A 23643-nucleotide genomic window follows, 5' to 3' on the forward strand; every position below is an offset into this window, starting at 1 on the left:
CGGATAAGATAAAGTGGCACCCTTAAGGGTGACGCAAAAAGACGTCCTCCGGTACCCCTTGCGGATAAGATAAAGTGGCATCCTTAAGGGTGACTGAAATAATGTCTGAAAATAACGAATACGGCATTATGTAAGTTAGACGTTTAGATTTCTACACACATTAAGATGTGAAATAATATTTAATATGAAATATAAACGGATAACATGGAGAATATGGCGCGTATTAGAAACAATATATAGACCATATATACGGTGAAAGTGCGTATTAAGTCCAAAAGTGACCAAAAATCCTTATCCGCAAAAAAATATAAGAGAAAGTGACACTCTAAAATCGCATGACTAGTGCATCTGAAATATTGTCTAAAAATAGAAAGTACGGCATTGTATAAGTTTGAAGATTTGGTTTATATGCATAAATAGACATTAAATATTATTTGTCATGGCATATAAATGGACATTGGAGAAAATATAACACGTAGTAGAAACAATAAATAGACCATAAATGCGGCTGATATGCAAATTATTACCAAAAGTGACCAAAAATTGTTATCCGCAAAAAAGTCATTGTACCTCGTGTAACCATTGGCTTCGACTCCACAATTGCAAAAAGCCTTTATCCATGCGGGATAGAGGCTCTTTTTGTGTGCGGGAAGAAAAACGACGCAAAATTTATTTTTCTGTCGGCATACTGACCACAGCACAAAAGAACCGCAAAAGAAGAAAACGATACGATGATCATGACACCAAAGAAAGGAATAATTTGCATGAAAGAAAAGAACGAAAACCGGGACAGCATGGTATATGACCTTGCAGACATTCAGAGAATGCTTAAGATCGGACGCACTGCTTCCTACGATTTTATCGCAAAAGTATATAAGGAAGGAAATCCGTTCCCGGTGTTAAGGGTTGGAAGCATGTATCGAATTCCGAAGGAAAAATTCGATATGTGGCTCTCCGGCAAATAGGAGAACCAGGAGACAATTGCTAAACTGAGTATCAACAAATAGCCATCCTGTGGTATAATAGGACTGGCTATTGTGATTTATGCGCTAAAGGAAATCACATATGGACAATAAAAAGAACAAGGAAAATACAAATCAGAACATTACACCTGTATTTTGGGATGAAAATGACGGGAAATGGCATTTTACGGAGAAGTGCCTGGATTCAGAATTCCAGATTACATACGTCACAAACCCACATACGTTTGAAACGCCGGATGAGGCAATGCAGGCTTACCTGGAAGCGTCAAAGGGATTTTCTGAGAAGATGGACCAGATGAAGATGCAGGAAGCAAAAATTCCGACTTTTGCGGAAGAATTAAAAAACTGGTATCATAACGTATTCCTGCTTACAGCGAGCAATTCATATAGCATTTGTATGGGATATGTGCTGTACCACTTTCTGCTTCCGAACCTTGGTAAAACCGGAGAAAAACCGTTAAACAAAGTAACCTGGATGGATATCGATAAGTTAATTGCCATGACAAGCGATATCTGCTGCACTGCGCAGGCACAGACATATAAGTTCTTCCGGATTTTTTACAATGACATGCGGCTTACAGAGCGTATCCTTGAAAATCCAATGGAAAACGTTACACCACGGAAATTTCAGCAGCCGTTAAAAAACTTTGTGGTTTACACAGAAGATGAGGTAAAAAAACTGTTACGCGCAAGCTGGAAGACCATCCATTTTCTCGAAATCTGTCTGATGCTGCACGGGCTTCGGTATGGGGAAATCCGGGGCCTCCGTTTTACAGATTTTAATAAGAAAGAGCGGACGGTAACAGTCCGAAGGCAGGCTGTGCGCCTCTCAGATGTCGATTATGCAGGTAAAAAAATGCGTATTTCCAGAACGGGAATTGAAATAAAAGCAACGAAAACCGAGGAAAGTGACCGGGTTTTACGAATGCCGGAAATTGTCTTTTCCTTAGCGGAAGAACGCAGAGACTGGCTGGAACTCAGAAAAGAAATCAGAAAAAAGAATAAGAAAGAATGGTCGGATGAGTATGATGGCTATATCTGCATTGCAGATCGGGGAGAGATCAAGTCAGACGCCACCTTAAATGCCGCTTTAAAACGAATCTGTGCGGATGCCGGCATTCCAATCGTCACGACGCACAATCTGCGGCATATTGCGGCAACGATGATGTTTGAATACGGTACGCGTAACCAGGATCATCCGGAAGAAATCCTGCTGCATGTTTCAGAATATCTTGGACATGCCAATATTGGAACTACATTTGATGTCTATACTGCTTATATGGAAGCGGAATCCAGAATCCGCAGTGAACTGGAACACCATATTGACCCAATTCTCTATGCAAAGAAAGAGAGGGGGGCTTTGGTATGAGTAAACAGATATCATTGAAAGCCAACATGGAGGATATTATCGCAAGAGGACCTATTGTGGAATGGAAGTTTCGCGATGGCGTAACACCGGATCATGAGAAATATGCCATCCGTTTCTCCCTTACATTCTCTGACGGTACCATTCTCCCAAAGCAGATTGGCGGCTTCGAGACACAAAGAGACGCCCAGGACAAAAAGAATGAAATCATAGGACAACTGGCGAGAAAGGAATACATCGCAAGCCAGATTCTGGCCGAAAATTTTTATGATTACTGGCTGAATGAGCATATGGTAAAGGTACGGAAGATTAAATACGGCACCTTTGTGTGTTACCGGAACATCATACAAAATTATATTCTGCCCATAATAAACGGTAAGACGATGGATGCAGTAACCAGTGATGACCTCTTAAAGATTCTGGATTCCATGACGCCAGGGCTTTTATCGCCGGCTTACGGAGTCTTTGGCTCTTCTTTCAAGTATGCCAAAAAACACGTTCTGATTAACAAAAATCCTGCTACAAGCGCAATTTCCATAAAGCGCAAGCAGGTATCCAAAAAAGAAGCGAATGAAAGAGCCGCAGCTGCGAATGAACAAGATGGCTGCGGTCATAAAAGCAAAAAAAGAAAATACGCACTTACATCAGAGCAGGCAGGCCAGATGCTTTTGATAGCAAAAAACAAATACCCTGGTCTGTACCTCCCGCTCCTTATCGCCTGTACAACCGGATGCCGAATCAGCGAATTGATCGCTCTGCGTTATCGGGATGTGGATTATAATAAAAAGGTGCTCCATGTTACTGCGCAGGCGGGACGGCCTATAGATATATCCGGGCTTGAAAAAGGCAGCAGGACAAAACAACGTCTCGACACAAAAAGCAGGAACGGAATTCGAGATCTCCCGGTGCCTGATTTTGTATTGGACGAAATAGCCGCAAGCTACAAAAGGTGGACCCAGTCGCCGGAGGCAGAAGGGAAGGATGCAGGCGAGGTGACAATCTGGCATCGGGCGGATGGCACTGCCTATAACCGCCGTTCCTATAAGGATGATTTCAATTCCCTGAAAAAACTTTACGGCCTCCCGGATGATTTTCACTGGCACGATTTGCGTCATGTATACGCAACATTAATGGTCCAGTACCAGGTCAATATCAAAGAACTGGCCGTCGTACTCGGACATTCCAGCGGAATTTTCACGATGCAACACTATGTTGTTCCGAGCCAAAAAGTTTGTGAAGAGGTTCCGGAGTTTGAGGAAATTTTCCTGAATGCCATGCCGGTAAAACTGGAAAATGATGAGATCGTTCTGAAGGAAACCCTGATTTTTGAGGTTCCTGGATTTGACGAATATTCGGAAAATTTGATAAAAAGTTCGACGATAGGAGCTCAAAAAATCGCTTTCGGGAAAGAATATGTTGCGGAAACGCTGGAAATACCGTATAATAATGCGGTCTGATCTGTACATTTAGAGCGGATTTATCCGTAAAATGATGGAAAATCCGAATTGTGCGTATTTCAGAAAAAACTTTTTTTGTCGTAAGAGCGAAAAATATTATGTAAACTGTCCGCGAGGTAAAAACACTTGACAAGAATTTGTGTTTTTACGCTTCCGGAGAAGAACAGAGAAAAAGAACTAAAAAGAACATAAAACAGCGATGAACACATCGCGAAAAAACGTGAGAAATGTAGGTAAAATAAGGCTTTATGAGAAAGTTAGCGTTAAGTGATGAAATTTTATTAACCGTTCAGCAACCCGCCAGATACATCGGCGGGGAAGTGAACTGTGTCATGAAAGATCCGTCCGCTGTGGACATTCGGTTTGCCATGTGTTTCCCGGATGTATACGATATCGGAATGTCCCATCTGGGAATCCAGATTCTTTATGATATGTTTAACAAGTACGAGGACGTGTACTGTGAGCGCGTATACTCCCCGTGGACGGATCTTGATAAGATCATGAGGGAGAAGCATATCCCATTATTTGCCCTTGAGTCCCAGGACCCGGTGAAGGAATTCGATTTCCTTGGAATCACGCTTCAGTACGAGATGTGCTACACGAATATTTTACAGGTGCTGGAGCTTTCCGGCATTCCGCTTCACGCGGAGGATCGTACCTGGGATGATCCGATCGTCATCGGTGGCGGTCCGTGTTCCTACAACCCGGAGCCGATCGCGGTGTTCTTTGATATGTTTTATATCGGAGAGGGAGAAGTCTCCTACCGGAAGCTTCTTGATGTCTACAAGGAGTCCAGAAAGAACGGGGATTCCAGACAGGAGTTCTTGAGAAAGGCAGCGGGAATTCCGGGAATCTATGTTCCGTCCTTATACGAAGTGATATATGAGGAAGACGGCACGATCAGGAGCTTTCTGCCGACAGCGACGGGGGTGCCGGAGAAGGTGGAAAAGCAGCTTGTTATGGAAATGACAGAGTCTGTCTACCCGGAGAAACCGTTGGTTCCGTTTATCAAGGCGACCCAGGACCGCGTGGTTCTCGAGATCATGCGCGGCTGCATCCGCGGCTGTCGTTTCTGTCAGGCGGGAATGATCTACCGTCCGGTCCGCGAGAAGAATGTAGAGCATTTAAAAGAGCTGGCTTATAAGATGTTAAAGAGCACGGGACACGAGGAGATCTCCTTAAGCTCCTTAAGTTCCAGTGACTACAGAAGTCTGGAAGAGCTTGTAACATTCCTGATTGATACCTTCCACGGCAAAGGCGTGAATGTTTCCCTTCCGTCCCTGCGTATCGACGCCTTCTCCCTCGACGTTATGAGCAAGGTGCAGGATGTCAAGAAGAGCAGCCTGACCTTCGCGCCGGAGGCGGGTTCCCAGAGATTGAGAAATGTTATCAATAAAGGACTGACAGAGGAAGATATCTTAAACGGATCCGCACTGGCCTTCCAGGGCGGATGGAACCGTGTAAAGCTCTATTTCATGCTCGGACTTCCGACGGAGACGGTCGAAGATATGGAAGGGATCGCCCTGCTCTCCGAGAAGATCGCGGAGAAGTATTACGAGATCCCGAAGGACCAGAGAAACGGAAAGGTGCAGGTCGTTGCAAGTACCTCCTTCTTTGTTCCGAAGCCATTTACCCCGTTCCAGTGGGCGCAGATGAGCACGAAGGAAGAATTCCTCGGAAAAGCGCGCGTCGTAAACCACAAGATGCATGAGATGTTAAACCACAAGAGCTTAAAGTACAACTGGCATGAGGCGGATGTGACCGTCCTCGAGGGCGTTCTGGCCCGAGGAGACAGGAAGGTTGCCGCTGTCATCGAGGAGGCTTACCGACAGGGTGCACTCTATGATGCGTGGTCTGAGACTTTTAAGAATGATGTCTGGATGAACGCATTTGAGACATGCGGCGTGGATATTGATTTCTACACGACGAGAGCACGTTCCCTCGATGAAGTATTCCCGTGGGATTTCATCGATACCGGTGTGACGAAGGAATTTTTAAAGAGAGAATGGATCAATGCGACGAAAGAGACCGTTACCCCGAACTGCCGGATGAGATGCTCGGGATGCGGCGTGAGAAGATTTGGAGGAGGTGTCTGTTATGAAAATCAGAATTAAGTTTTCCAAGCAGGGAGCGATGAAGTTCATCGGACACCTTGATACGATGCGCTATTTTCAGAAGGTGATGCGCCGCGCGGATGTGGATATCCGCTATTCGGAAGGTTTCTCCCCGCACCAGATCATGTCCTTTGCGGCTCCGCTCGGTGTCGGCCTCACGGGAAGCGGAGAGTACCTCGATATTGAAGTGTTGTCCACGGATTCCTCTGTGGAGATGGTAAAACGTTTAAATGAGACGATGGTCGAGGGCGTGGAGGTCTTAAGCTACCGTCTGCTCCCGGACAATGCGGAGAATGCGATGAGTATCGTCGCAGCCTGTGACTACACGATCGTCCTGAGGGATGATTACGAGAACGGACTCTCCATGACGGCGGAGGAGTTCTATACAGGAATCCTTGATTTCATCGAAAACGGGAACCTGAACATCGTGAAAAAGACGAAAAAAGGCGAGAAGGAAATGGACTTAAAGCCTCTGATCTACAAGGCACACCGCGCGGAGAACGGAGACGGACTGTTCCTTCAGTTATCCTCCGGAAGTGCCGCCAACGTAAAGCCGGAGCTCGTTCTTGAGGCGTACTGCAAGTCCATCGGAAAAGAGTATCCGCAGTTTGCATTCCGCATCAACCGTGAGGAAGTTTACGCGGATGCAGGAGACCATGATTTTGTGACTCTGGAATCCTTCGGGGAAGAAATTGGAGAAAAGATTGGATAAGCTGATCATTACGGCACTGCGCGGGAAGACCGCCGCAGTGCTTTTTGAAAATGGACGTGCCGTCCGGATCGATTTTGAGCCGGAGGCAGCGGAGGAAGAGACGGGGGTCATCTTCGTCGGAAAAGTAAAGAATATCGCAAAGAACATCAACGCGGCGTTCGTGGAGTACCGGCCGGGAGTCAACGGGTTTTACAGCTTGAAGGAGAACAGTTGCCCGCTGTATGCGGACGGGAAGCCGGATCATGGCCCGTTAAAAGCGGGGGATGAGATCCTTGTCCAGGTGGAGCGGTCCGCCGTGAAGACGAAGGACGCAGTCCTCACCTCGAATCTCACACTGACCGGGCAGACGGCAGTGCTCACTGCGGGGAAGAGTTCCCTCGGGATCTCCGCAAAGATCCGCGACAAGGAATGGCGGGAGGCGGCAAAACGCCGCTGGGAAGAGACTTCCCACGGAAACTGCGGTCTCGTCATCCGCACAAACGGGGAGACAGCCGGGCTCGACGCGGTGTTTGCGGAGTTTGAGTCGCTGTTTGAGCGTTACCGGGAGATCTGCAGGATAGCGGCGAGCCGGACATGCTGCAGCGTGCTGTACCGGCCGGAGAGCTTTGCAGTCCGCACGGTTCGGGATCTGAAGATTTCGGAAGATCTTGAGGTTGTTACGGACCTGCCGGAAGTTTATAAGGAACTTCAGGATGCACTGGGAACGGCGGTTCTTCCGGATGCGATTTCCGGTGCATCTCCCAATGCGGCTGGCTCCGGAGAGCACGCCGCAGGCATGGGCGCAGGGAGACCGGTGATCCGGTTTTATGAGGATGAATTTCCACTCACCGCGCTCTATCACCTGGAGACGATCCTGTCGCAGGCGCTCGCGAAGACGGTCTGGCTGAAATCCGGCGGAAATCTTGTGATCGAGCCGACGGAGGCGCTCACGGTGATCGACGTCAATACGGCAAAGAGTGTCTCAAAGAAAACTTCGGAGGAGACGTATCTGAAGACGAATCTGGAGGCGGCGGAGGCGATCGCTGTCCAGCTGAGACTCCGGAATTTCTCCGGGATCATCATCGTTGATTTTATCGACATGAAAGAGGAGGAGAGCCGGAAAGCGCTTCTGGCGGCGATGCGGCGGGCGGTTGCTGCCGATCCCGTAAAGACAGTCCTCGTGGACATGACGCCGTTAGGCCTTGTGGAGCTCACGAGAAAGAAGATCCGGCGGCCGCTGCATGAGCAGGTGCGGGTGTAGACAGAAAGAAGATAACAGTTGGTGAACGGAAAAAAACTTCGCTCTGAATGAAGATATTCACTGGGAGAGCTGGATTTCAGATATGAAGAGAGAGCCCCCGGAGACAGAAAATAAAAATGTAAAAAATTGCGATAAGTTTTAGAATGAAAATCGACAAGAGGTTATAAAGCCTCTGCCGATTTTCTTTTTTTATAGGAAACAGCAGAAAAGAAGAGCGTGCAGAGCGTAAAAACTCTGGCACGCTTATTTTTTTACCATAAAAGCGAATGAGGACGGAAAGGAGCATAGAACATGGCAAAACGAAAGTACAAGCGTCTGCATTACGAGGACAGGCAGACCATAGAGGCTATGAGTAAGCAGGGCAGCAGTGTAAGCGATATTGCAGAGGTGCTGGGAACACATAGGGACACAATTTATAGAGAGTTCAAACGCTGCAACGCCACACTGAAAACCTACACGGCGGCAGCAGGGCAGCAGGCACTATAAACCAGAGAAACAAAAGAGAGGTAAGACGCATGAAAAAAGTAGATTTTAACAAATTGCAGGCAGGCGACTTAGTAGAAGTACCACGCACACAGTTTGCACCTATGCGTAGCGGCTGGAATGGCTGGTTATTCAGTGAGGCAGTAGTAATAAGAAAGGGAGTAGGAAGAAAAAGCAAAAGGAATGTAGTCGTAGTGGAAATGAGAACACCAGCGGGAAAGAACAGCTACGGGACTATAGAGGCTACATTTTACGCAGAGAATGTTTTTACTACGCCAGCAGCAAAGAACGCAAGAAACATTTTGAAGAAATACGGAATAGAGGACGCAGAGAGCTTTTACAAATTCATTGAGCGGGACGACGTAACGGGCTGCGATTGGATAAGGTTTTTGATAGAAAAAGGCTTTTTATTTAATGAGTAGGCGGCAGCAGCCGCCACGAGTGCCGTTAGTTCAGTTGGTTAGAGCAGCCGCCTCATAAGCGGCAAGTCGTGGGTTCAAGTCCCACACGGCACATTGCGTAGCAGGCATGGCGAGCCTGCGGCAGAGGGCAGCAGGCTAATAGCTGCAATCTGTATACCGTGGAAAAATAGCGGCGGTCATACCAGCCAGAAAGTATGTGGACAGTCAACAGGTTTTCAGTTGCTTTTTAATGCGAAAAGCAGCCCGCACGGTAAAACCAAACGCCAGAACAGGAGAGCGGCACACATGGAAAGACAGAGAGCGCCGCCGAAAGGAAGAGAGGCAGAGAATGGCAGCAGAGGCATTGATAGTAGAGGACGCATACCAGAGAGGCTATGCAGATGCCATAGCAGATATGCGAAAGAAAAAAAGAACAGAGGCGGCAGCGGGAGCAGGCAAAGAAAGCCCGCCGCCGATATTTCATTAAGCAGAAAGCCTACGGGCTTGCAATGCTGGCAGTTACCGTGCTGGCGGTATGGGCGACAGAGGGCGACATAACAATAGCGGTTATTACCGTACCGCTGGGGCTTATGTGCCTTTTCAGTAAAAAAATGATGATAGTAGACGACTACTATTTTGCTACAGAAGAGAGGGCAATACATGGACGAAAAAACAATACAGCGTATTAAAAAGCTGCAAGCACTGGCAGAGCGGGGCGTAGGCGGCGAGAAAACGACAGCGCAAAAGAAACTTGCAAAGCTGCTTAAGGATAACGGTATAAATTCCTTAGACGAACTGCAAAAGGAAGAGTATGAATATACGATATTTTCCTACAACGGAAAGCACGAAATAAAACTGCTGCGGCAGTGTATGTATAAGGTCATGGGTGCTAAATCTGACAGAACAGCATACAAGCCATACGGACGGCGGCAGAAAATCGGCATATATTGCACGAAAGCGCAGAAAATCGAAATAGAGTTAGAGTTTGAATTTTATAGAAATGTATTTTATGAGGAATTAAGCACATTTATGGACGCTTTCATACAAGCACAGCAGATTTTCCCAGAAGATGCACCAACAGGAGACTACGACGAATTTAACGAAAGAGATATGAAAATAGCGTTTATGGCTACTGGGATAGAACGGCGTAGCAGGGCTGCAATGATAGAGGAAAGCGAGGCGGGAAATGAGAAAACGAAAACGACAAACAGTTAAGAAACTGATACAGTGCGTAGCCATTATAGCGGCAGGCGTGCTGGCAATCATTTTGTTTATGCTGGCTATCTGGTACAGAGGAAAGAACAGCGAGCCAGTAACAGACGAACAGGTAGCAGCGCAGATGCAGCAGGCAGAGCCGCTGGTTATTGAAACACCAGAGGCAGCCGCAGAGGGCAGCATAAGAGTATACGACTATGACGGCTGCTGTATTTATGCCTACTACGGCAAAATTCAGATAAACAACGACGGTAAGGACGGCAAGGACATTGACGTAGAGGCAATAGGATACTTAGAGGGCTACCAAGAACATAAAGAGGAAAGCGGGGCGGGAGAATGAGCCACAGATATTACAGCCCTTTACGCCCGTTATCACTGGGAACATTTCCAAAGCCGCAGGGAAACGAGATTTTACATATAGAAAATTTTGAGGAACGGCAGAACGTACCAGAGATAGCACGGCAGGCGTGGGGATACATTGAGTATAAAGAGGCGCTTACAGAAATAGAGGCGGCAGCTTATGAGCTGATACCGTCAAACTGCATTTCTGAAATGGAAAACATAGAGGCAAGGAGATAAAAGCAATGAGCGAGGTATATATACGCAGCCAGAATAAAGAAAAGCTGTATAGACTGGGCGGTAATTACGCCAGCGTAGAGTATGGAGAGTACGAGGACATAAAGAAAAAGAGAGGCGGCGCAGAGGCAGACAAAAAGCGCCACGTAATTTGCATAAGTGACGGGTGTTTAGAGGAAATCGGAGAGTATGCCACAAAAGAGCGCTGCTTAGAGGTTCTGGACGAGATACAGAAAGCGTGCGTAAGCTATCTGCTTACGGCTGGCGGTGCAGCCATAGTAAGGGGCGGCATGGACGTACAGCCGTTTGCAGCAGTAATACCGAGGCTGTACGAAATGCCGGAGAAATAGGAGAGGCAGACAGTGACAGTAAAGGAATTTATAGGCACGCTGGAGAGTTCAGACCGCCTGCGCATTATCGAGGGCGGGGCAGACGTTTACGTAGGGTATCTGGCAGCGTTCAAACCGTTTGCAGACCATGAGATAAGCGAGGAATACCGAAAATACAGCGAGCATGAGGTAAAGAAGTTTAGGGCAGTGCCAGAGATAACGCACAGACGCTGGAAAGAGCTGGGGCTTATGAAACCATTAGAGCCAGACCAGACAGCACAGTATAAGTTTAGTGATTTGCAGATGTCGCTTTACTACACCATTTACATATAAGAAAGGAAAGGGCAGGAAGTATGACAAAGAAAAAGCCAGATTTTTTACGGGATTTAGATACTGCAATCATGGACGAGCTTACAGGCGGCGGTATCAAGGGAAATGCAGCGGGACTGGTAGGAACGCTTACACAGATTAAGGAAATTAAGCAGCTATGCGGGCTGCCGTTTTGTGGTTATATGGCAAAGCTGGAAACGGTAAGACCAAGCGGCGTGCCGGACGAGGTAACGGTAGTATTTGCAGAGGACGTACCATACAGGGCTTGCAACGGCATAGAATTTGACGTTATGCAGGAATTTGTAGAGGGCAGCAGGCTTTTACTGACAGGTAAGGCGCAGACGCTTAAGGACTTCCAGAGCGGTAGGCTGCTGGTATATATTCTGGCAGATTTTGTGGCGGTATCGGAAAAGGCATTAGAGCAGGACGAGGCAGCAGTAAGAGGCGTTATAGCGAATAAGCCAACGTACAGAGAAACACCGAGAGGTAAGCGCATTACTGATATTACGGTAAAGGTAAGAAATGAGCTTACAGGCGGCAACTGCTATTTACCGTGCATCTGCTGGCAGGAACAGGCAGACGAGGCGGCGCAGTGGCAGCAGGGCGACACTGTAGAGCTGCTGGGACGGTATCAGAGCCGCCAGTATGAAAAGGTGCTTGACACAGCCACAGGAGAAAGAGAACAGCGCACAGCTTACGAGGTATCAGTACGGCTGATTAGAAGAAAGGAAGAGGCAGAAAATGAGTGTTGAACATATCGGCAAGGGTTATGTAAAAATATGCGTGAGTGAGGAAGAGTTAGAGAACAGCATAGCTGGGCTTAGCCAGTTAAAACCTGTTTTGCAAGCGCAAGTAATGAAAGGGAACGGGAGAAACACAGAGCAGGGGCTTATTGACGCAGCGGAGTTGGGAAAACATTTTGATACAGCGATAGACGCAATGACAATGCTTTTGGCAGGGTTCAAGGAAGAGAGTGAGGCACAGAATGAAAAGTAAAACAATTTTAGGAGCAGACGGTACAACAAAAATGCGGCAGATTACAGTAGGGATACACGGAAAAGGCGGCGAGACAGGCATAAAGGCAGTAATGCTGCTTACAGCTTTGATAAATGATTTAAAGCAGTGCAAGACACCGCAGGAAGTATATGACGGATATTTACAAATTACGGGGTACTGCAAATGCTGCGTTGATTGTGATTTTATTGAAGAAAAAGACGCAGACGAACTGATGCACTTAGCGGCATATCTGGCAGGGAATGAACAGGCACGGACAGAGGCACAACAGAAAGCGGGTAATTAGGTATGAAAAAAGTTTATATATGCAGCCCGTACAGGGCGAAAGACGGCGCAGAGCTGGACAGAAACATAGATTATGCACAGCAGCTGACACGGCAGGCATTAGAGGCGGGCTTAGCGCCTATTACGCCGCATTTATATATGACGCAGTGCATGGACGATAAAAAGCCGGAAGAGCGGGCAAGAGGCATGGCTGCGGGGCTTGCATTGCTGAAAGGCTGCGATTTTGTTATTGCTGGCGTGAAATACGGCATAACAGAGGGAATGGACAGAGAAATACATACAGCAAATATGCTGGGGATTACGGTTATAGATGCAAACCAGATTAAGCGGCATCTGGAATATGAGGAAAAGCGACAGGAGCGGGCGGCAAGCGATTACGCAAAGCTGCACAGCTGCGAGTTTTGCAAGGGCAGCAAATTATATAGCTGCACGGGCTACGATTGCAGAGAGCCGTACAGACAGGCTTATGACTATGCCTTAAGCCGCATAAGAGAGCGGCAGGAAACATGAAAAAATAAAAGCGCCTACGGTGGGGAAACACCATAGGCGCTAAGCTATACAGCTTTGAAATACTATAAAAATTATAAGCTATGTATGGCGCAAAGTCAAGAAAATTAACGGGCAGGCAGCCCGTTTTAACACTTGATAAAAGTATTAACGAACCGACAGAGAGGTAGATATATGCCATACGTAGAGAGGGTAACAAAAGCGGGGAATACGATAGAGATAGAGAGGTACTTTACCAGCAGATACAAAAAGAAAGGTATCAGCAGAGGGGATAAGGTAAAGCCAACAAAAGAAGAGCAGGAGAAAGTAAACACCAGACAGGCAGAGAGAAAGTTAAGGATACTCATAAATGCGAACTATGGCTATGGGGACTACCATTTAGTGCTTGACTATATCCGCAGGAAAGGAGAGCCGGACAGAACGCCGGAGCAGATGCGGCAGGACATAGACGTATTTTTGAGGGAGTGCAGAAAGGAGTACAGAAAAGCAGGGTTAGAGTTCAAATACATACACGTTATGGAGATAGGCAAGAAAGGTGCGAGGCATCACCACCTTGTAGTAAATAAAATTGACACAGAGATTTTACAACGCTGCTGGTATAAGGCATACGAGGGGCATAACAGGGTTAAGGTATTCCCACTGGACGATAGCGGCAACTATGCAGAGCTGGCAAGTTATTTAATCAAGTACACAGGAACGCACAAAAAGGGTACTGACGGAGCATTACAGGGCAAGCGCTGGAATTGTAGCAAGAATTTAGTAAGACCAGAACCAGAGTACCACATAATTTCAGACCGTGAGTATTTCAAGAAAGAACCAAAGGCAATAAAGGGCTATTACGTGGATAAGAACAGCGTGAGCATGGGAGTACATAGCCCAGAGTATTACGGCTACGGGTATTTAAGATACACCTTAGTAAAAATAACAGATAGGGGGGGCTGAAATGCAGATAATCAAGGGCATTGCCATTGCAGCAGTGCTGATAATAGCCGGACTGCTGGCGTTGATTGTGGCAACATATCTGGCGTTTAGAATTGCGGCGGCTATTTCTGAGCAGCAGGAGAGCTGGAAAGACAGCGGCAGCAGAAAGGGCAGAAAACATGATAGAAAAAATTAAATACTGGTTATTCCAGAAAGGCAAGGACTGTAAGCACTGCTGCCTGCGGTGCAGATATTATGATATATGCCGCTGGGACGTACTGGGAAATGCAGGACTACAAAGCGAGGAAACAATAACGCTTTTGGCGATAGAGAACAGCAAGCCGCATAAGGACGGGCTGCTTTTCAGAATTTGCCAGTATGTAGAATTTAAGCAGAGAGCGAGGCGAGAAAATGAGAAACTTTAGACTGGACGACGAAAGCGGGCATCAAGAGGCATTATTTAGCTGGGCTGCATACAGAACAGAGATTATGCCGGAACTGCAATATATGTATCATGTGCCAAACGGCGGCAAACGTGATAAAGCAACAGCAGCGGTGCTTAAGAGGCAGGGCGTAAAGGCTGGCGTGCCGGATATTATGCTACCAGCTGCAAGGGCTGGGTATCATGGGATTTACATAGAGCTTAAGGCAGGCGAGAACACGACGACCAAGAAACAGAAAGAGTGGTTAGAGTATCTGCGGCAGCAGGGCTATTATACCGCCGTCTGCTACGGCTGGCAGCCAGCAGCGCAGCTGATAGAGCAGTATTTATTACATTCAGACGAGCTTACAAAAGAGCAGGAAACAGTAACCATGCGTTAGGGGCGACGCAGGAAAGAGAGGCAAAGAATGAAAACAATAAGCATTTTGAACTTAAAGGGTGGCGTAGCCAAGACCTTTACAGCAGCAAACATGGCGTATGAGCTTTACAGGCGAGGTTATAAGGTGCTGCTGATTGACAACGACAAGCAGGGAAACTTAAGCAAGGCGTACAGCAGATATGATGCAGAGAACGTAGCACCAGTTACAAAGCTGCTGGCTGGGGACTGGGAAAGCGCAGACGAGCTGATACAGCATACAGAGTATGAGGGTATCGACATTGTAACGGCGAACATGTCACTATTTGGGGCTACGTGGAATTTAACCAAAGAGGACAGCGGAAACCAGATAGAGAGATACAAAGCACTGGTATATGCAAAGGTGCAGTATTACGGAGATTGCACCATATATGGCAAGTATGATTACTGCATCATTGATAACCCGCCGGATATTGGGCTTAATGTTGTAAATGCGCTGGCAATTACAGACGAGGTAATAGTACCCGTAAAGGTGGACGAGGACGCTTTAGAGGGGCTGGATATTGTGACAGAGCAGATAGAGGACGCAAAGGCATTTAACCCAGCATTAAAGCTGGCAGGCGTGCTGATTACGTCATACCAGAACACAGACGGCGAGGCAGCAGGCGTAGAGTGGCTGGAACAAAAGACAGATTTTAATATTTTGGGTATTATTCGGTATTCCAAGAAAGTAGCAGAAAATACTTTCATGCGTAAGCCGATTTATGAGTATAGCCCATGCTGCGGAGCGGCGCAGGGGTATAAGAAATTTGTAACAGCGTATACAGGGAAAGCGAGGTAGCGGGCATGGCACATAAAGAGAGATTATGCGCTTACTGGCATTGCCGCAGGACTGGCGGTACGGAGTGCTGGAACTGGGGCGGCAAATTTGCAGGGCAGAAATGCCCGCAAAGCGACGCTTGCGAGTATTGGAGAACGTGCGAAATGTGCAACGGAGTAATGGGACAGTGTAAGAAAAAACAAAGGATTGAGAAAGCGAGGTAGAGAATATGGCAAAGTTTGGCATTAACGACATTCTGAACGCAAAGACGAAAGCAGCAGGGCAGCAGGCGCAGACAGAGGGATACAAAGAAATCTATTTAAGCCCTTACGAGGTAAAGGCAGCACAGGAGAACACGCACCAGAAATTAGAAAACATAGAAGAGCTGGCAGATAGCTTTTTGCACGTAGGACAGGAACAGCCTACAGTATTGGCGAGAGTAAACGGGGAATACCGTATAATCGACGGACACAGACGTAATGCGGCAAATATTTTGAACTTAGAGCGGGGGCATAAGGAGTATGAGAAAGTGCTTTACCGCTTTATGGATATGAGCGAGGCAATGTATGAGCTGCGCTTATTGGCTGGCAACGGATATACGCAGGAACTTACAGCCTATGAAAAAACCAGATTAGTAGAGCGTACCAAAGCGGCGCTTATCAGAGCCAAGGAAGAGGACGGCTTAGAAATACAAGGTAAAATGCGTGATTTAGTGGCGGCTATGATAAACGAGAGCAGCACGAACGTAGCCAGAATGGACGCAATCAACAACAACGCAACGCCGGAGATTAAAGAGCAGCTGAAAGAGGGCAATTTAGGTATCACTGCTGCATACGAGGCAGCCAAACTGGACGAGGACGAACAGAAAGAAATAGCGGAAAAAGCAGCAGCGGGCGAAAATGTGAGGGCAAAGGAAATAGCGGAAAAAGTAGCAGAGAAAAAGGCGGGGGACGATTACGAAACACCGCACCCAGAGAGCATAACGTCTTTGTGCTATTCCTGCCAGAAATACAAGGGCTGCAACGTAAAAACGGGAACGTGCCAGAAATGCGACCAGTACATAAATAAGGCAGAGGCTGAAAAGACAGACGAACAGCGATACAGCGAAGAGCAGGACGCTATAGACCGCCAGACAAAGAAGAAATTGCAGGAGCGGGCAGACGCAGAAAAAATGGAGCATCTGCCAAGCGAGGGAAATACAGAACATAAGCAGCACGAGGTAAAAATAGTGGCATCTTATTACGAGGACGTAGTAAGCGGGAAAAAGAGCTTTGAGCTGCGGAAAAATAACAGAGGCTATAAACAGGGCGACAGCCTTAAAATGCTGGAATTCAAGGACGGCAAGCACACGGGGCGCACGATTGATGCAGATATTATTTATATGCTGGAAGATTACACAGGGCTTACAGAGGGCTACTGTATTTTGGGTATCAGAGTAACAGACTATACGGGTAAGGTGTCCGAAACGGACACGGAAAGCGGGGCAGAACATGAATAGACGGCAGCGGAAAAAGAAGAAAGCACAGGTATTTACAATTATTCTGGGCTGTACGGCGTTTTGTAAGGCAGAGCAATACGAGAAGATGCGGAAAAGCGTAGAATATCAGTTACGAACAGGCAGCGTGGTTATGCTGCCTGCATACTTGCACGTAGAGGCAATCATAAAGCAGCGAGGCGGCAGAAATATTGAGATTAAGCAGGAAAACGGGGTAGTAAATGTTTGAGTATATGGACGGCATAGTAGATGCAGTGAAAGAATTGGGACAGGCAGCAGTAGACGTAGCAGTATTTGTGACGATATGCACAGCAAAAGCGGTGTTGATAATAACAGCGCCAGTATGGATATTGCCGTATGCGATATGGAGAAAGGGGCGTAAGCAGTGAAATACAGACAGTGGAAAAAGAACTACAAGAAAAAGCACGGAGTAAACCCGCCGTTATGGTTGGACAGGAAAAAGCGGCGTAGGTATATAAGAAAACGGGTAAGACGGATTGCGGCAAGTCTGGAAGTAAATGTTGAAATAATAACTAAAGGCTTAGAGGCATCAGTTATGGCAATAAAAAAGAGGCTGATTGAATTACAAGAGAGAATAGTAGCAAGAGAAAGCGAGGCGGTAGAAAATGACTAATATTTTACTGGGAATTATAGCATTGGAATTGCTGGCTATATTTTCAAAGCTGGACAAACTGGAAGAGGGGAGCAGAAAGCATGAATAATGTATCACTTACAGGGCGGCTTACAAGAGAGCCAGAGCTTAGATATGGCGGGCAGGACAATAGCACAGCTATTACCCGCTTTACGCTTGCAGTAGACGACGGGAAAGACACAGATTTTATAAATATTAAGTGTTTCGGGCGTATTGCGGAATGGGTGCAGAAATGGTTAAGCAAAGGCAGCAGGGCAGAGGTTACGGGCAAGATTAAAACGGGCAGCTACGAGAGCCAGCGCACGGGCGGCAAGGTATATTACACAGAGGTTGTGGCAAATAGCGTAGGATTTGGAGAGAGCAAAGCAGAGGCAGAGGCGAGAGGGCAGCAGCTGCCGGAGAGTGACGGGTTTATGAACATACCAGAGGGAGCAGACGAAGAGCTGCCGTTTAATTAACAGAAAGCGAGGTACAGAACATGGAACAGGAAGAAACAAAGACAATGGCGGCGGCAGGGGCAGAAATGCCGCCAGAGGTTGAAAGCTGGGTACAGCTGCACGAAAGCGAATTAACAGAGTTATTGCAGAAACAGGCAAAGGCTGCAATAACGGAACTGAAAAGACAGGAAAAGCAGGAGCAGAAGAAAGAGAAATACCACAACACTTTTACGCTTATGAAATGTTACCGTGATGCAGTTTTCCATATCGAGAACGCCATAAGCGACGGGCAGCAGTTAGAGCTTAAGGGCATGACGGACGAGCAGCAGCGTACATACTTAGAGAGTATCAGACGCACACGCTTTAAGACACTGATAATGACAGCGCATATAGACAAAGCGGTAGAAGAGATAGAGCGCCGCAGAGAGGCAGCGGGCAGAGGCGTAGAATACAAGGCTTTTGAAATGTATTTTATGCAGGGTATGGACTATGCGGAAATTGCAGAGCAGCTGGACACAGGAAAGAATACACCGAGGCGCTGGGTAACGGGCATCATAAACGAGTTGTCAGTATTATTGTGGGGGATTGACGAAGAGAGGGTAAAGTAAGTGTTTGAAAAAATAAAGGCATGGATAAAAAGAAAGCGGGAAACAGCGAGGGAACAGCAGGCAGCAGACAGGCTGATAAAGCATATAGAGCAGGCGTTAGGATTTGAGCTTTACGAGTGGCAGAGGCTATATATAATAACTGGGATATGGCAGCCGCCAGAGGGACGACTGCACGGAAGAACGACAGCATATATATTGCGGCTATTGTTAGACCAGAGTAAGCCACTGCTGCTGTATGAGTTTTCACAAGTGGCAGCGTATGCAGATAACCCATTTATGGAGCGGCAATATCAGCCAGTACCCATGCAGTATGCAGGCTGGTTTAGGCATGAGATAAGGAGCATATACGAGCAGCTAAGAACAGCAGGCGTGCCAGTAAGAGAAATGATAACAGTACAGCAGCGGGTAATATCGTGGTAAAAATGTGGTGTTTACATGGGAAAACAAAAGAGATACAATGGTAGCATGAAATGAGTAGGCGATAGCTTAAGCCATGTGCGGCAGCAGTTGCCTACTCTTTTTCTATTCATTCTTTAGCCTCCACCCAGCGCATGAAACTTAGGGCGCTGGGGAATGAAGAAAGAGAGGGGACAGTATGAAAGCATGGGCTAAGAGTTTTTATTTATCAGCGGCATGGGAAAAAACCAGAGCCGCTTATTTAATGTCACAAGATTATATTTGTGAACGCTGCGGGCAGCCCGCAAAGATAGTGCATCATAAGCGCTGGCTTAACAGAGAGAACATAAACGACATAAGCGTTACGTTATGCTGGGATAACTTAGAGGCGTTGTGCCAAGACTGCCACAACAAGGAACACCACAAACAGGAGAGGCATAAGCGGTATCGGTTCGACGAGAACGGCGGCATACTCCCCCCATATCAGAAAAATAATTAAAGGGGGCGAATACCGAGGGGGATACCCTAAAATTACCCTACGGGCGTGCGCACGGGTGGTGTAGGGGGTGTGGTGCGGCGCAGGAATGGAAAGCGGGGTAAAGGAATGGCAACAAAGAAAGAGAAAACCAAAGAACAGAGGATAAAGACCGAAAAGACCAGACTTAAGGGAATTTTTAAGGACTTAGACGAAAACAAAAGAAAATTAGTAACGCCGCTGATAGAAAAGGCTGCATTTATGAGCATTGAGCTGGACGACTTGCAGGCGAAACTTGAAAAAGACGGCTGGACGAGTGAGTACCAGAACGGGCAGAACCAGTGGGGAACAAAGAAAAGCCCAGAGGCAGAAACCTACATAGCGCTTAGTAAGAACTATGCAGCAGTGATTAAGCAGCTTACGGAATTAGTACCAGCTGCGAAACGAAAGACAAGCAGGCTGGCGGCTTTGCGGGAAGAGTAAGCAATATTGCCGCCTTATCGAAATTATATCTATGAGTACCACGCAAAGATTACAAGCGGCGAAATCATAGCGGGAAAATGGATAAAGAAAATATACGAAATCATTATAAACGGGCTGCAAAAGCAGGAGTATTTTTTTAATGCAAAGGCTGCGAATAAGGCTATACGGTTCATAGAGAACTTTTGCCACCACAGCAAGGGACGTAATGATTTAATCAAGTTGGAGCTATGGCAGAAAGCCATAGTTTCTGTTATTTTTGGCATACAGGACGCAGAAAAAATACGTATTTTCCGTGAAATTTTTATTGTAATTGGCAGAAAAAACGGAAAAAGTTTATTTGCATCTGCGATTATTGCATATATGGCGTACTTAGAGCCAGAGTATGGACAAGAAATATACTGCTTAGCGCCGAAATTAGACCAAGCGGCGCTGGTGTATGACGGATTTTATCAAATGGTACAGGCAGAGGACGAGTTAGCGGAACTGGCAAAGAAACGGCGCAGCGATATTTATATTGCGGAGAGCAACACGGTAATAAAACCGATTGCTTTTAATGCCAAGAAGTCAGACGGATTTAACCCGCAGCTTGTGGTATGTGATGAAATGGCAGCATGGAGCGGGGACGCTGGACTAAAGCAGTATGAGGTTATGAAATCCGCTTTAGGCGCACGTACTCAACCTATGATATTGAGCATAAGCACTGCCGGATATATCAACGACAGTATTTATGATGAACTAATGAAACGTAGCACAAGTTTCTTGAAAGGAAACAGCAAAGAGCGCAGGCTATTACCATTCCTTTACATGATTGATGATGTGGAGAAGTGGAACGACATAGACGAACTGAAAAAGGCTAACCCTAACATGGGCGTATCCGTAAAAGAAAGTTTCTTTATGGACGAGATAGCAGTAGCAGAGGGCAGCTTAAGTAAAAAAGCAGAGTTCCTTACAAAGTATTGCAATATCAAGCAGAACAGCTCTATTGCATGGCTGGAATATCAGACGGTAGAGAACGCCGGAGTAGAAAAGACCTTAGAGGACTTTAGGGACTGCTATGCAGTGGGCGGTATCGACTTAAGCCAGACAACGGACTTAACGGCAGCCAGTGTGGTTATTCAGAAAGACGGTACACTGTATGCGTTTACACAGTTCTTTATGCCACGGGGCAGGCTGGAATACTTACAGGCTACGGACGGCGTGCCGTATGACATATTCGTTAAAAAGGGGCTGATAACCTTAAGCGGCGAGAATTACGTAGATTACCACGACGTTTACGGCTGGTTTACTATGCTGCTGGAAGATTACGGCATACGACCGTTAAAAATCGGCTACGACAGATACAGCGCCCAGTACCTTATTACCGATATGGCAAATTATGGTTTTCACATGGACGACGTTTACCAAGGCGAAAACCTTACACCAGTTATACGGGAGTTTGAGGGCATCATAAAAGACGGCGATTTTAAGATTGCCGACAACAATTTACTAAAGACGCATTTCTTAAATGTTGCGCTTAAGCACAACATGGAAACAAGAAAATTCAGACCTATAAAAATCGAGCAGCGGGCGCATATCGACGGCTTTGTATCTGTCATAGATGCAATGACCGTGCGGCAGAAATACTGGGAAGAGTGCGGCGAGCTGCTTAAAAATGCCGCATAGAAAGGAGTGTAAACGGCATGAAATTTTTAGACTATCTTTTTCATGGCAAAGAATTAAAAGCCATAGGTAATTATTTCAAAATGCTGAACGGATACAGCCCGACGTTTACCAGCTTTAGCGGCGGCGTGTATGAAATGGATTTGACCAGAACGGCTATAAATAATTTTGCCACACATTGCAGCAAGCTAAAGCCGGAGATAGAGGGCAGCGCCCTTAAGTCGCTGGAAAAGACATTGCAGCATAAACCCAACTACTTTATGGATACAACAAAATTTATAAAGCGTCTGGCAACGTATGTAGCGGTGGAACACACCGCTTTTATTATACCTATCGAGGACGAATACGGGCGCTTATGTGGCTGGTATCCGCTGCGGGCTGAACGCTGCGAGGTGGTAGAGAGCGAGAGACAATTATATTTACGGTATCTGTTTGCAAATGGCAGCTATGGAGCTATTGAGTTTGAACGTGTAGGCATTATGACAGACTTTGAATATAAAGACGACCTTTTCGGAGAGGACAACAGCACGCTTGCACCAACTATGCAGTTGATACATACGCAGAATGAGGGAATTATAAACGCTGTAAAAAATTCGGCAAATATCCGCTTTCTGGCAAAGGTGGCAAATATACTGAAACCAGAGGATATAAAGAAAGAGCGGAAACGCTTTACAGAGGATAACTTAAGCGCCGACAACGATAGCGGCATGATTATTTATGATAACAAGTTTAGTGAGCTGAAACAGGTAGAAAGCAAACCGTATACGCCAAACGCATTGCAGATGCAGCACATACAGGAAAATGTATGCACGCATTTTGGCACAAATATGGATATTCTGCAAAATAAATTTGATGAAAATACGTGGAATGCTTACTACGAGGGGAAAATAGAGCCGTTTGCAATACAGCTATCGCTTGTTATGACAAATATGAGCTTTACAGAGAGAGAAAGAGCCTGCGGCAATGCTATTTTCTTTTCTGCAAACCGCCTGCAATACGCCAGCAACGCCACAAAGTTAAGCGTAAGCACACAGCTTTTTGACCGTGCGCTACTAAACAGAAACGGCGTAATGGATATATGGAACATGGCACACGTTGAGGACGGGGAAAAGTATTATATCCGAAAGGAATATACAGAGGTAAGCGAACTGCACAAAGGAAGTGAGCAGCCAGTTATCATACAGCAAGTACCGCAGCAGACAGAACCAGCAGCGGGAGAAGAGCCGCAGAACGGACAGGAAGAGAAAGAGGGTGTAAATAATGCCAGTTAAGAAAGAGCGGGAATATAGAACGCTGGTAGCGCCTCTGGCTGCGCAGAGTTCCGGCGAAAAGCGCTTACAGTCGGAGTGTTACGTAGAGGGCTACGCTACTACATTTAATGCGCCATACCTTTTATATGAGTTTGAGGACGGCACAAAGATTTACGAAAGAATAGACGCACACGCATTAGACAGCGCAGACATGAGTGACGTTATCATGCAGTACGACCATGAGGGCAGAGTATTTGCCAGACAGTCAAATAATACGCTGATTTTAGAGCCGGACGTAAAGGGGCTTTTCGTGGCAGCAGACTTAAGCCGGACAGACTTAGCCCGTGGGCTGTATCAAGACATAAGCGCAGGAATGATTACTAAAATGTCATGGGCGTTTACAGTGGCAGAGGAAAGCTACGACAGAGAAACACATACAAGAACAATTTTGAAAATCAAAAAGGTTTATGACGTATCAGCCGTGAGTATTCCGGCAAATAACGATACTGAAATAAGCGCCCGTGCTTTTGCGAGTAGGAGTTATGAGCGGGAGCGGCAGGAGTTGCTTAAGAGGCGGGCAGCAATACTAAAGATTAAGGCGAGCTTATAAAAATCAAAACAAAAAAGGAGAACACAGA

At 46.5% G+C, this 23643-nt stretch carries 34 protein-coding genes and 1 tRNA gene; all 35 read left to right on the forward strand.

All coding sequences use genetic code 11. The features are described 5' to 3' along the window. Positions 1-764: 764 nt before the first annotated feature. The 35 genes from GPK90_RS15450 to GPK90_RS15620 all read left to right on the forward strand — a co-directional run bounded on the left by GPK90_RS15450 (position 765) and on the right by GPK90_RS15620 (position 23615). Positions 765-965 (forward strand): MerR family transcriptional regulator, encoded by a 201-nt coding sequence (locus GPK90_RS15450; protein WP_215703399.1) that lies wholly within the window; start codon positions 765-767, stop codon positions 963-965. 100 nt (positions 966-1065) lie between these two features. Further along, positions 1066-2352 (forward strand): site-specific integrase, encoded by a 1287-nt coding sequence (locus tag GPK90_RS15455; protein WP_215703400.1) that lies wholly within the window; start codon positions 1066-1068, stop codon positions 2350-2352. After that, positions 2349-3806, forward strand: coding sequence for a site-specific integrase (locus tag GPK90_RS15460; protein WP_215703401.1), 1458 nt, complete (start codon positions 2349-2351; stop codon positions 3804-3806). Before GPK90_RS15455 ends, GPK90_RS15460 begins: the two co-directional genes overlap by 4 nt. A 248-nt stretch (positions 3807-4054) precedes the next feature. Next, entirely contained in the window at positions 4055-5920 is a 1866-nt protein-coding gene (locus tag GPK90_RS15465; protein ID WP_215703402.1) for a TIGR03960 family B12-binding radical SAM protein, read from the forward strand. Beyond that, on the forward strand, positions 5904-6632 hold the full coding sequence (locus tag GPK90_RS15470; RefSeq protein WP_118529888.1) for a TIGR03936 family radical SAM-associated protein: 729 nt from the start codon (positions 5904-5906) through the stop codon (positions 6630-6632). Before GPK90_RS15465 ends, GPK90_RS15470 begins: the two co-directional genes overlap by 17 nt. Next, the gene (locus tag GPK90_RS15475) at positions 6625-7872 is read left to right on the forward strand and encodes a ribonuclease E/G (RefSeq protein WP_252197535.1); all 1248 of its coding nucleotides are present in this window, start codon (positions 6625-6627) and stop codon (positions 7870-7872) included. The genes GPK90_RS15470 and GPK90_RS15475 overlap by 8 nt, the downstream gene beginning before the upstream one ends. 291 nt (positions 7873-8163) lie before the next feature. Next, positions 8164-8358, forward strand: a complete 195-nt coding sequence (locus GPK90_RS15480; protein ID WP_118628460.1) for a helix-turn-helix domain-containing protein — start codon at positions 8164-8166, stop codon at positions 8356-8358. Positions 8359-8387: 29 nt separating this feature from the next. After that, positions 8388-8777: a hypothetical protein gene (locus GPK90_RS15485; protein ID WP_215684900.1), complete on the forward strand. Its 390-nt coding sequence runs from the start codon at positions 8388-8390 to the stop codon at positions 8775-8777. Between the two features lie 19 nt (positions 8778-8796). Further along, positions 8797-8870, forward strand: a tRNA-Ile gene (locus GPK90_RS15490). 235 nt (positions 8871-9105) lie between these two features. Next, positions 9106-9243, forward strand: coding sequence for a hypothetical protein (locus GPK90_RS19215; protein ID WP_252197537.1), 138 nt, complete (start codon positions 9106-9108; stop codon positions 9241-9243). A 173-nt stretch (positions 9244-9416) separates the two neighbouring features. Next, positions 9417-9971 carry a hypothetical protein gene (locus GPK90_RS15500; protein WP_215684901.1) on the forward strand — a complete coding sequence of 185 codons (555 nt, stop codon included), beginning with the start codon at positions 9417-9419 and terminating at the stop codon, positions 9969-9971. Next, the gene (locus tag GPK90_RS15505) at positions 9943-10311 is read left to right on the forward strand and encodes a hypothetical protein (RefSeq protein ID WP_215684902.1); all 369 of its coding nucleotides are present in this window, start codon (positions 9943-9945) and stop codon (positions 10309-10311) included. Before GPK90_RS15500 ends, GPK90_RS15505 begins: the two co-directional genes overlap by 29 nt. Next, positions 10308-10550, forward strand: coding sequence for a defense against restriction DarA-related protein (locus GPK90_RS15510; RefSeq protein ID WP_002591244.1), 243 nt, complete (start codon positions 10308-10310; stop codon positions 10548-10550). Before GPK90_RS15505 ends, GPK90_RS15510 begins: the two co-directional genes overlap by 4 nt. A gap of 5 nt (positions 10551-10555) precedes the next feature. Beyond that, the gene (locus GPK90_RS15515) at positions 10556-10897 is read left to right on the forward strand and encodes a long-chain fatty acid--CoA ligase (protein ID WP_215684903.1); all 342 of its coding nucleotides are present in this window, start codon (positions 10556-10558) and stop codon (positions 10895-10897) included. A gap of 12 nt (positions 10898-10909) precedes the next feature. Then, complete coding sequence (locus GPK90_RS15520; protein ID WP_215684904.1) at positions 10910-11209, forward strand: hypothetical protein; 300 nt, start codon at positions 10910-10912, stop codon at positions 11207-11209. Positions 11210-11229: 20 nt separating this feature from the next. Continuing rightward, positions 11230-11958, forward strand: coding sequence for a single-stranded DNA-binding protein (locus GPK90_RS15525; RefSeq protein WP_215684905.1), 729 nt, complete (start codon positions 11230-11232; stop codon positions 11956-11958). Then, the gene (locus GPK90_RS15530; protein WP_215684906.1) at positions 11948-12202 is read left to right on the forward strand and encodes a toxin PIN; all 255 of its coding nucleotides are present in this window, start codon (positions 11948-11950) and stop codon (positions 12200-12202) included. Before GPK90_RS15525 ends, GPK90_RS15530 begins: the two co-directional genes overlap by 11 nt. Beyond that, entirely contained in the window at positions 12192-12506 is a 315-nt protein-coding gene (locus GPK90_RS15535) for a hypothetical protein (RefSeq protein WP_215684907.1), read from the forward strand. Before GPK90_RS15530 ends, GPK90_RS15535 begins: the two co-directional genes overlap by 11 nt. Positions 12507-12508: 2 nt before the next feature. Beyond that, positions 12509-13015: a DUF7768 domain-containing protein gene (locus tag GPK90_RS15540; RefSeq protein WP_215684908.1), complete on the forward strand. Its 507-nt coding sequence runs from the start codon at positions 12509-12511 to the stop codon at positions 13013-13015. A 171-nt stretch (positions 13016-13186) separates the two neighbouring features. After that, positions 13187-13954: a rolling circle replication-associated protein gene (locus GPK90_RS15545; protein WP_022279754.1), complete on the forward strand. Its 768-nt coding sequence runs from the start codon at positions 13187-13189 to the stop codon at positions 13952-13954. Between the two features lies 1 nt (position 13955). Then, positions 13956-14129, forward strand: coding sequence for an N-acetylmuramoyl-L-alanine amidase (locus tag GPK90_RS15550; protein ID WP_173898168.1), 174 nt, complete (start codon positions 13956-13958; stop codon positions 14127-14129). After that, positions 14113-14358, forward strand: coding sequence for a hypothetical protein (locus tag GPK90_RS15555; protein ID WP_173857832.1), 246 nt, complete (start codon positions 14113-14115; stop codon positions 14356-14358). Before GPK90_RS15550 ends, GPK90_RS15555 begins: the two co-directional genes overlap by 17 nt. Beyond that, on the forward strand, positions 14345-14755 hold the full coding sequence (locus GPK90_RS15560) for a VRR-NUC domain-containing protein (protein ID WP_215684909.1): 411 nt from the start codon (positions 14345-14347) through the stop codon (positions 14753-14755). The genes GPK90_RS15555 and GPK90_RS15560 overlap by 14 nt, the downstream gene beginning before the upstream one ends. A 27-nt stretch (positions 14756-14782) precedes the next feature. After that, on the forward strand, positions 14783-15571 hold the full coding sequence (locus GPK90_RS15565; protein ID WP_173898169.1) for a ParA family protein: 789 nt from the start codon (positions 14783-14785) through the stop codon (positions 15569-15571). Positions 15572-15779: 208 nt separating this feature from the next. Continuing rightward, positions 15780-17048 carry a ParB/RepB/Spo0J family partition protein gene (locus GPK90_RS15570; protein ID WP_173898173.1) on the forward strand — a complete coding sequence of 423 codons (1269 nt, stop codon included), beginning with the start codon at positions 15780-15782 and terminating at the stop codon, positions 17046-17048. Next, positions 17041-17274 (forward strand): hypothetical protein, encoded by a 234-nt coding sequence (locus GPK90_RS15575; RefSeq protein ID WP_002591257.1) that lies wholly within the window; start codon positions 17041-17043, stop codon positions 17272-17274. The genes GPK90_RS15570 and GPK90_RS15575 overlap by 8 nt, the downstream gene beginning before the upstream one ends. 156 nt (positions 17275-17430) lie before the next feature. After that, complete coding sequence (locus GPK90_RS15580) at positions 17431-17679, forward strand: DNA-binding protein (RefSeq protein ID WP_173898177.1); 249 nt, start codon at positions 17431-17433, stop codon at positions 17677-17679. A gap of 80 nt (positions 17680-17759) precedes the next feature. After that, positions 17760-18155 (forward strand): single-stranded DNA-binding protein, encoded by a 396-nt coding sequence (locus GPK90_RS15585; protein ID WP_173898179.1) that lies wholly within the window; start codon positions 17760-17762, stop codon positions 18153-18155. Between the two features lie 20 nt (positions 18156-18175). Beyond that, entirely contained in the window at positions 18176-18742 is a 567-nt protein-coding gene (locus GPK90_RS15590; protein WP_173898181.1) for a sigma-70 family RNA polymerase sigma factor, read from the forward strand. Beyond that, positions 18743-19162, forward strand: a complete 420-nt coding sequence (locus GPK90_RS15595; protein ID WP_173898182.1) for a hypothetical protein — start codon at positions 18743-18745, stop codon at positions 19160-19162. A 175-nt stretch (positions 19163-19337) separates the two neighbouring features. Next, complete coding sequence (locus GPK90_RS15600; RefSeq protein ID WP_002591264.1) at positions 19338-19637, forward strand: HNH endonuclease; 300 nt, start codon at positions 19338-19340, stop codon at positions 19635-19637. Positions 19638-19742: 105 nt separating this feature from the next. Beyond that, positions 19743-20096, forward strand: coding sequence for a hypothetical protein (locus GPK90_RS15605; protein WP_174805388.1), 354 nt, complete (start codon positions 19743-19745; stop codon positions 20094-20096). Between the two features lie 6 nt (positions 20097-20102). Continuing rightward, positions 20103-21758, forward strand: coding sequence for a terminase large subunit (locus tag GPK90_RS15610; protein WP_002591266.1), 1656 nt, complete (start codon positions 20103-20105; stop codon positions 21756-21758). A gap of 17 nt (positions 21759-21775) precedes the next feature. Next, a complete protein-coding gene (locus GPK90_RS15615; protein WP_215684910.1) occupies positions 21776-23026 on the forward strand; it encodes a phage portal protein in 1251 nt (416 codons plus the stop codon). Continuing rightward, on the forward strand, positions 23016-23615 hold the full coding sequence (locus tag GPK90_RS15620; protein WP_003023355.1) for an HK97 family phage prohead protease: 600 nt from the start codon (positions 23016-23018) through the stop codon (positions 23613-23615). Before GPK90_RS15615 ends, GPK90_RS15620 begins: the two co-directional genes overlap by 11 nt. Positions 23616-23643 lie beyond the last annotated feature (28 nt).

The organism is Clostridium sp. MCC344 (assembly GCF_018785365.1).
Taxonomy (GTDB): Bacteria; Bacillota; Clostridia; order Lachnospirales; family Lachnospiraceae; genus Pilosibacter.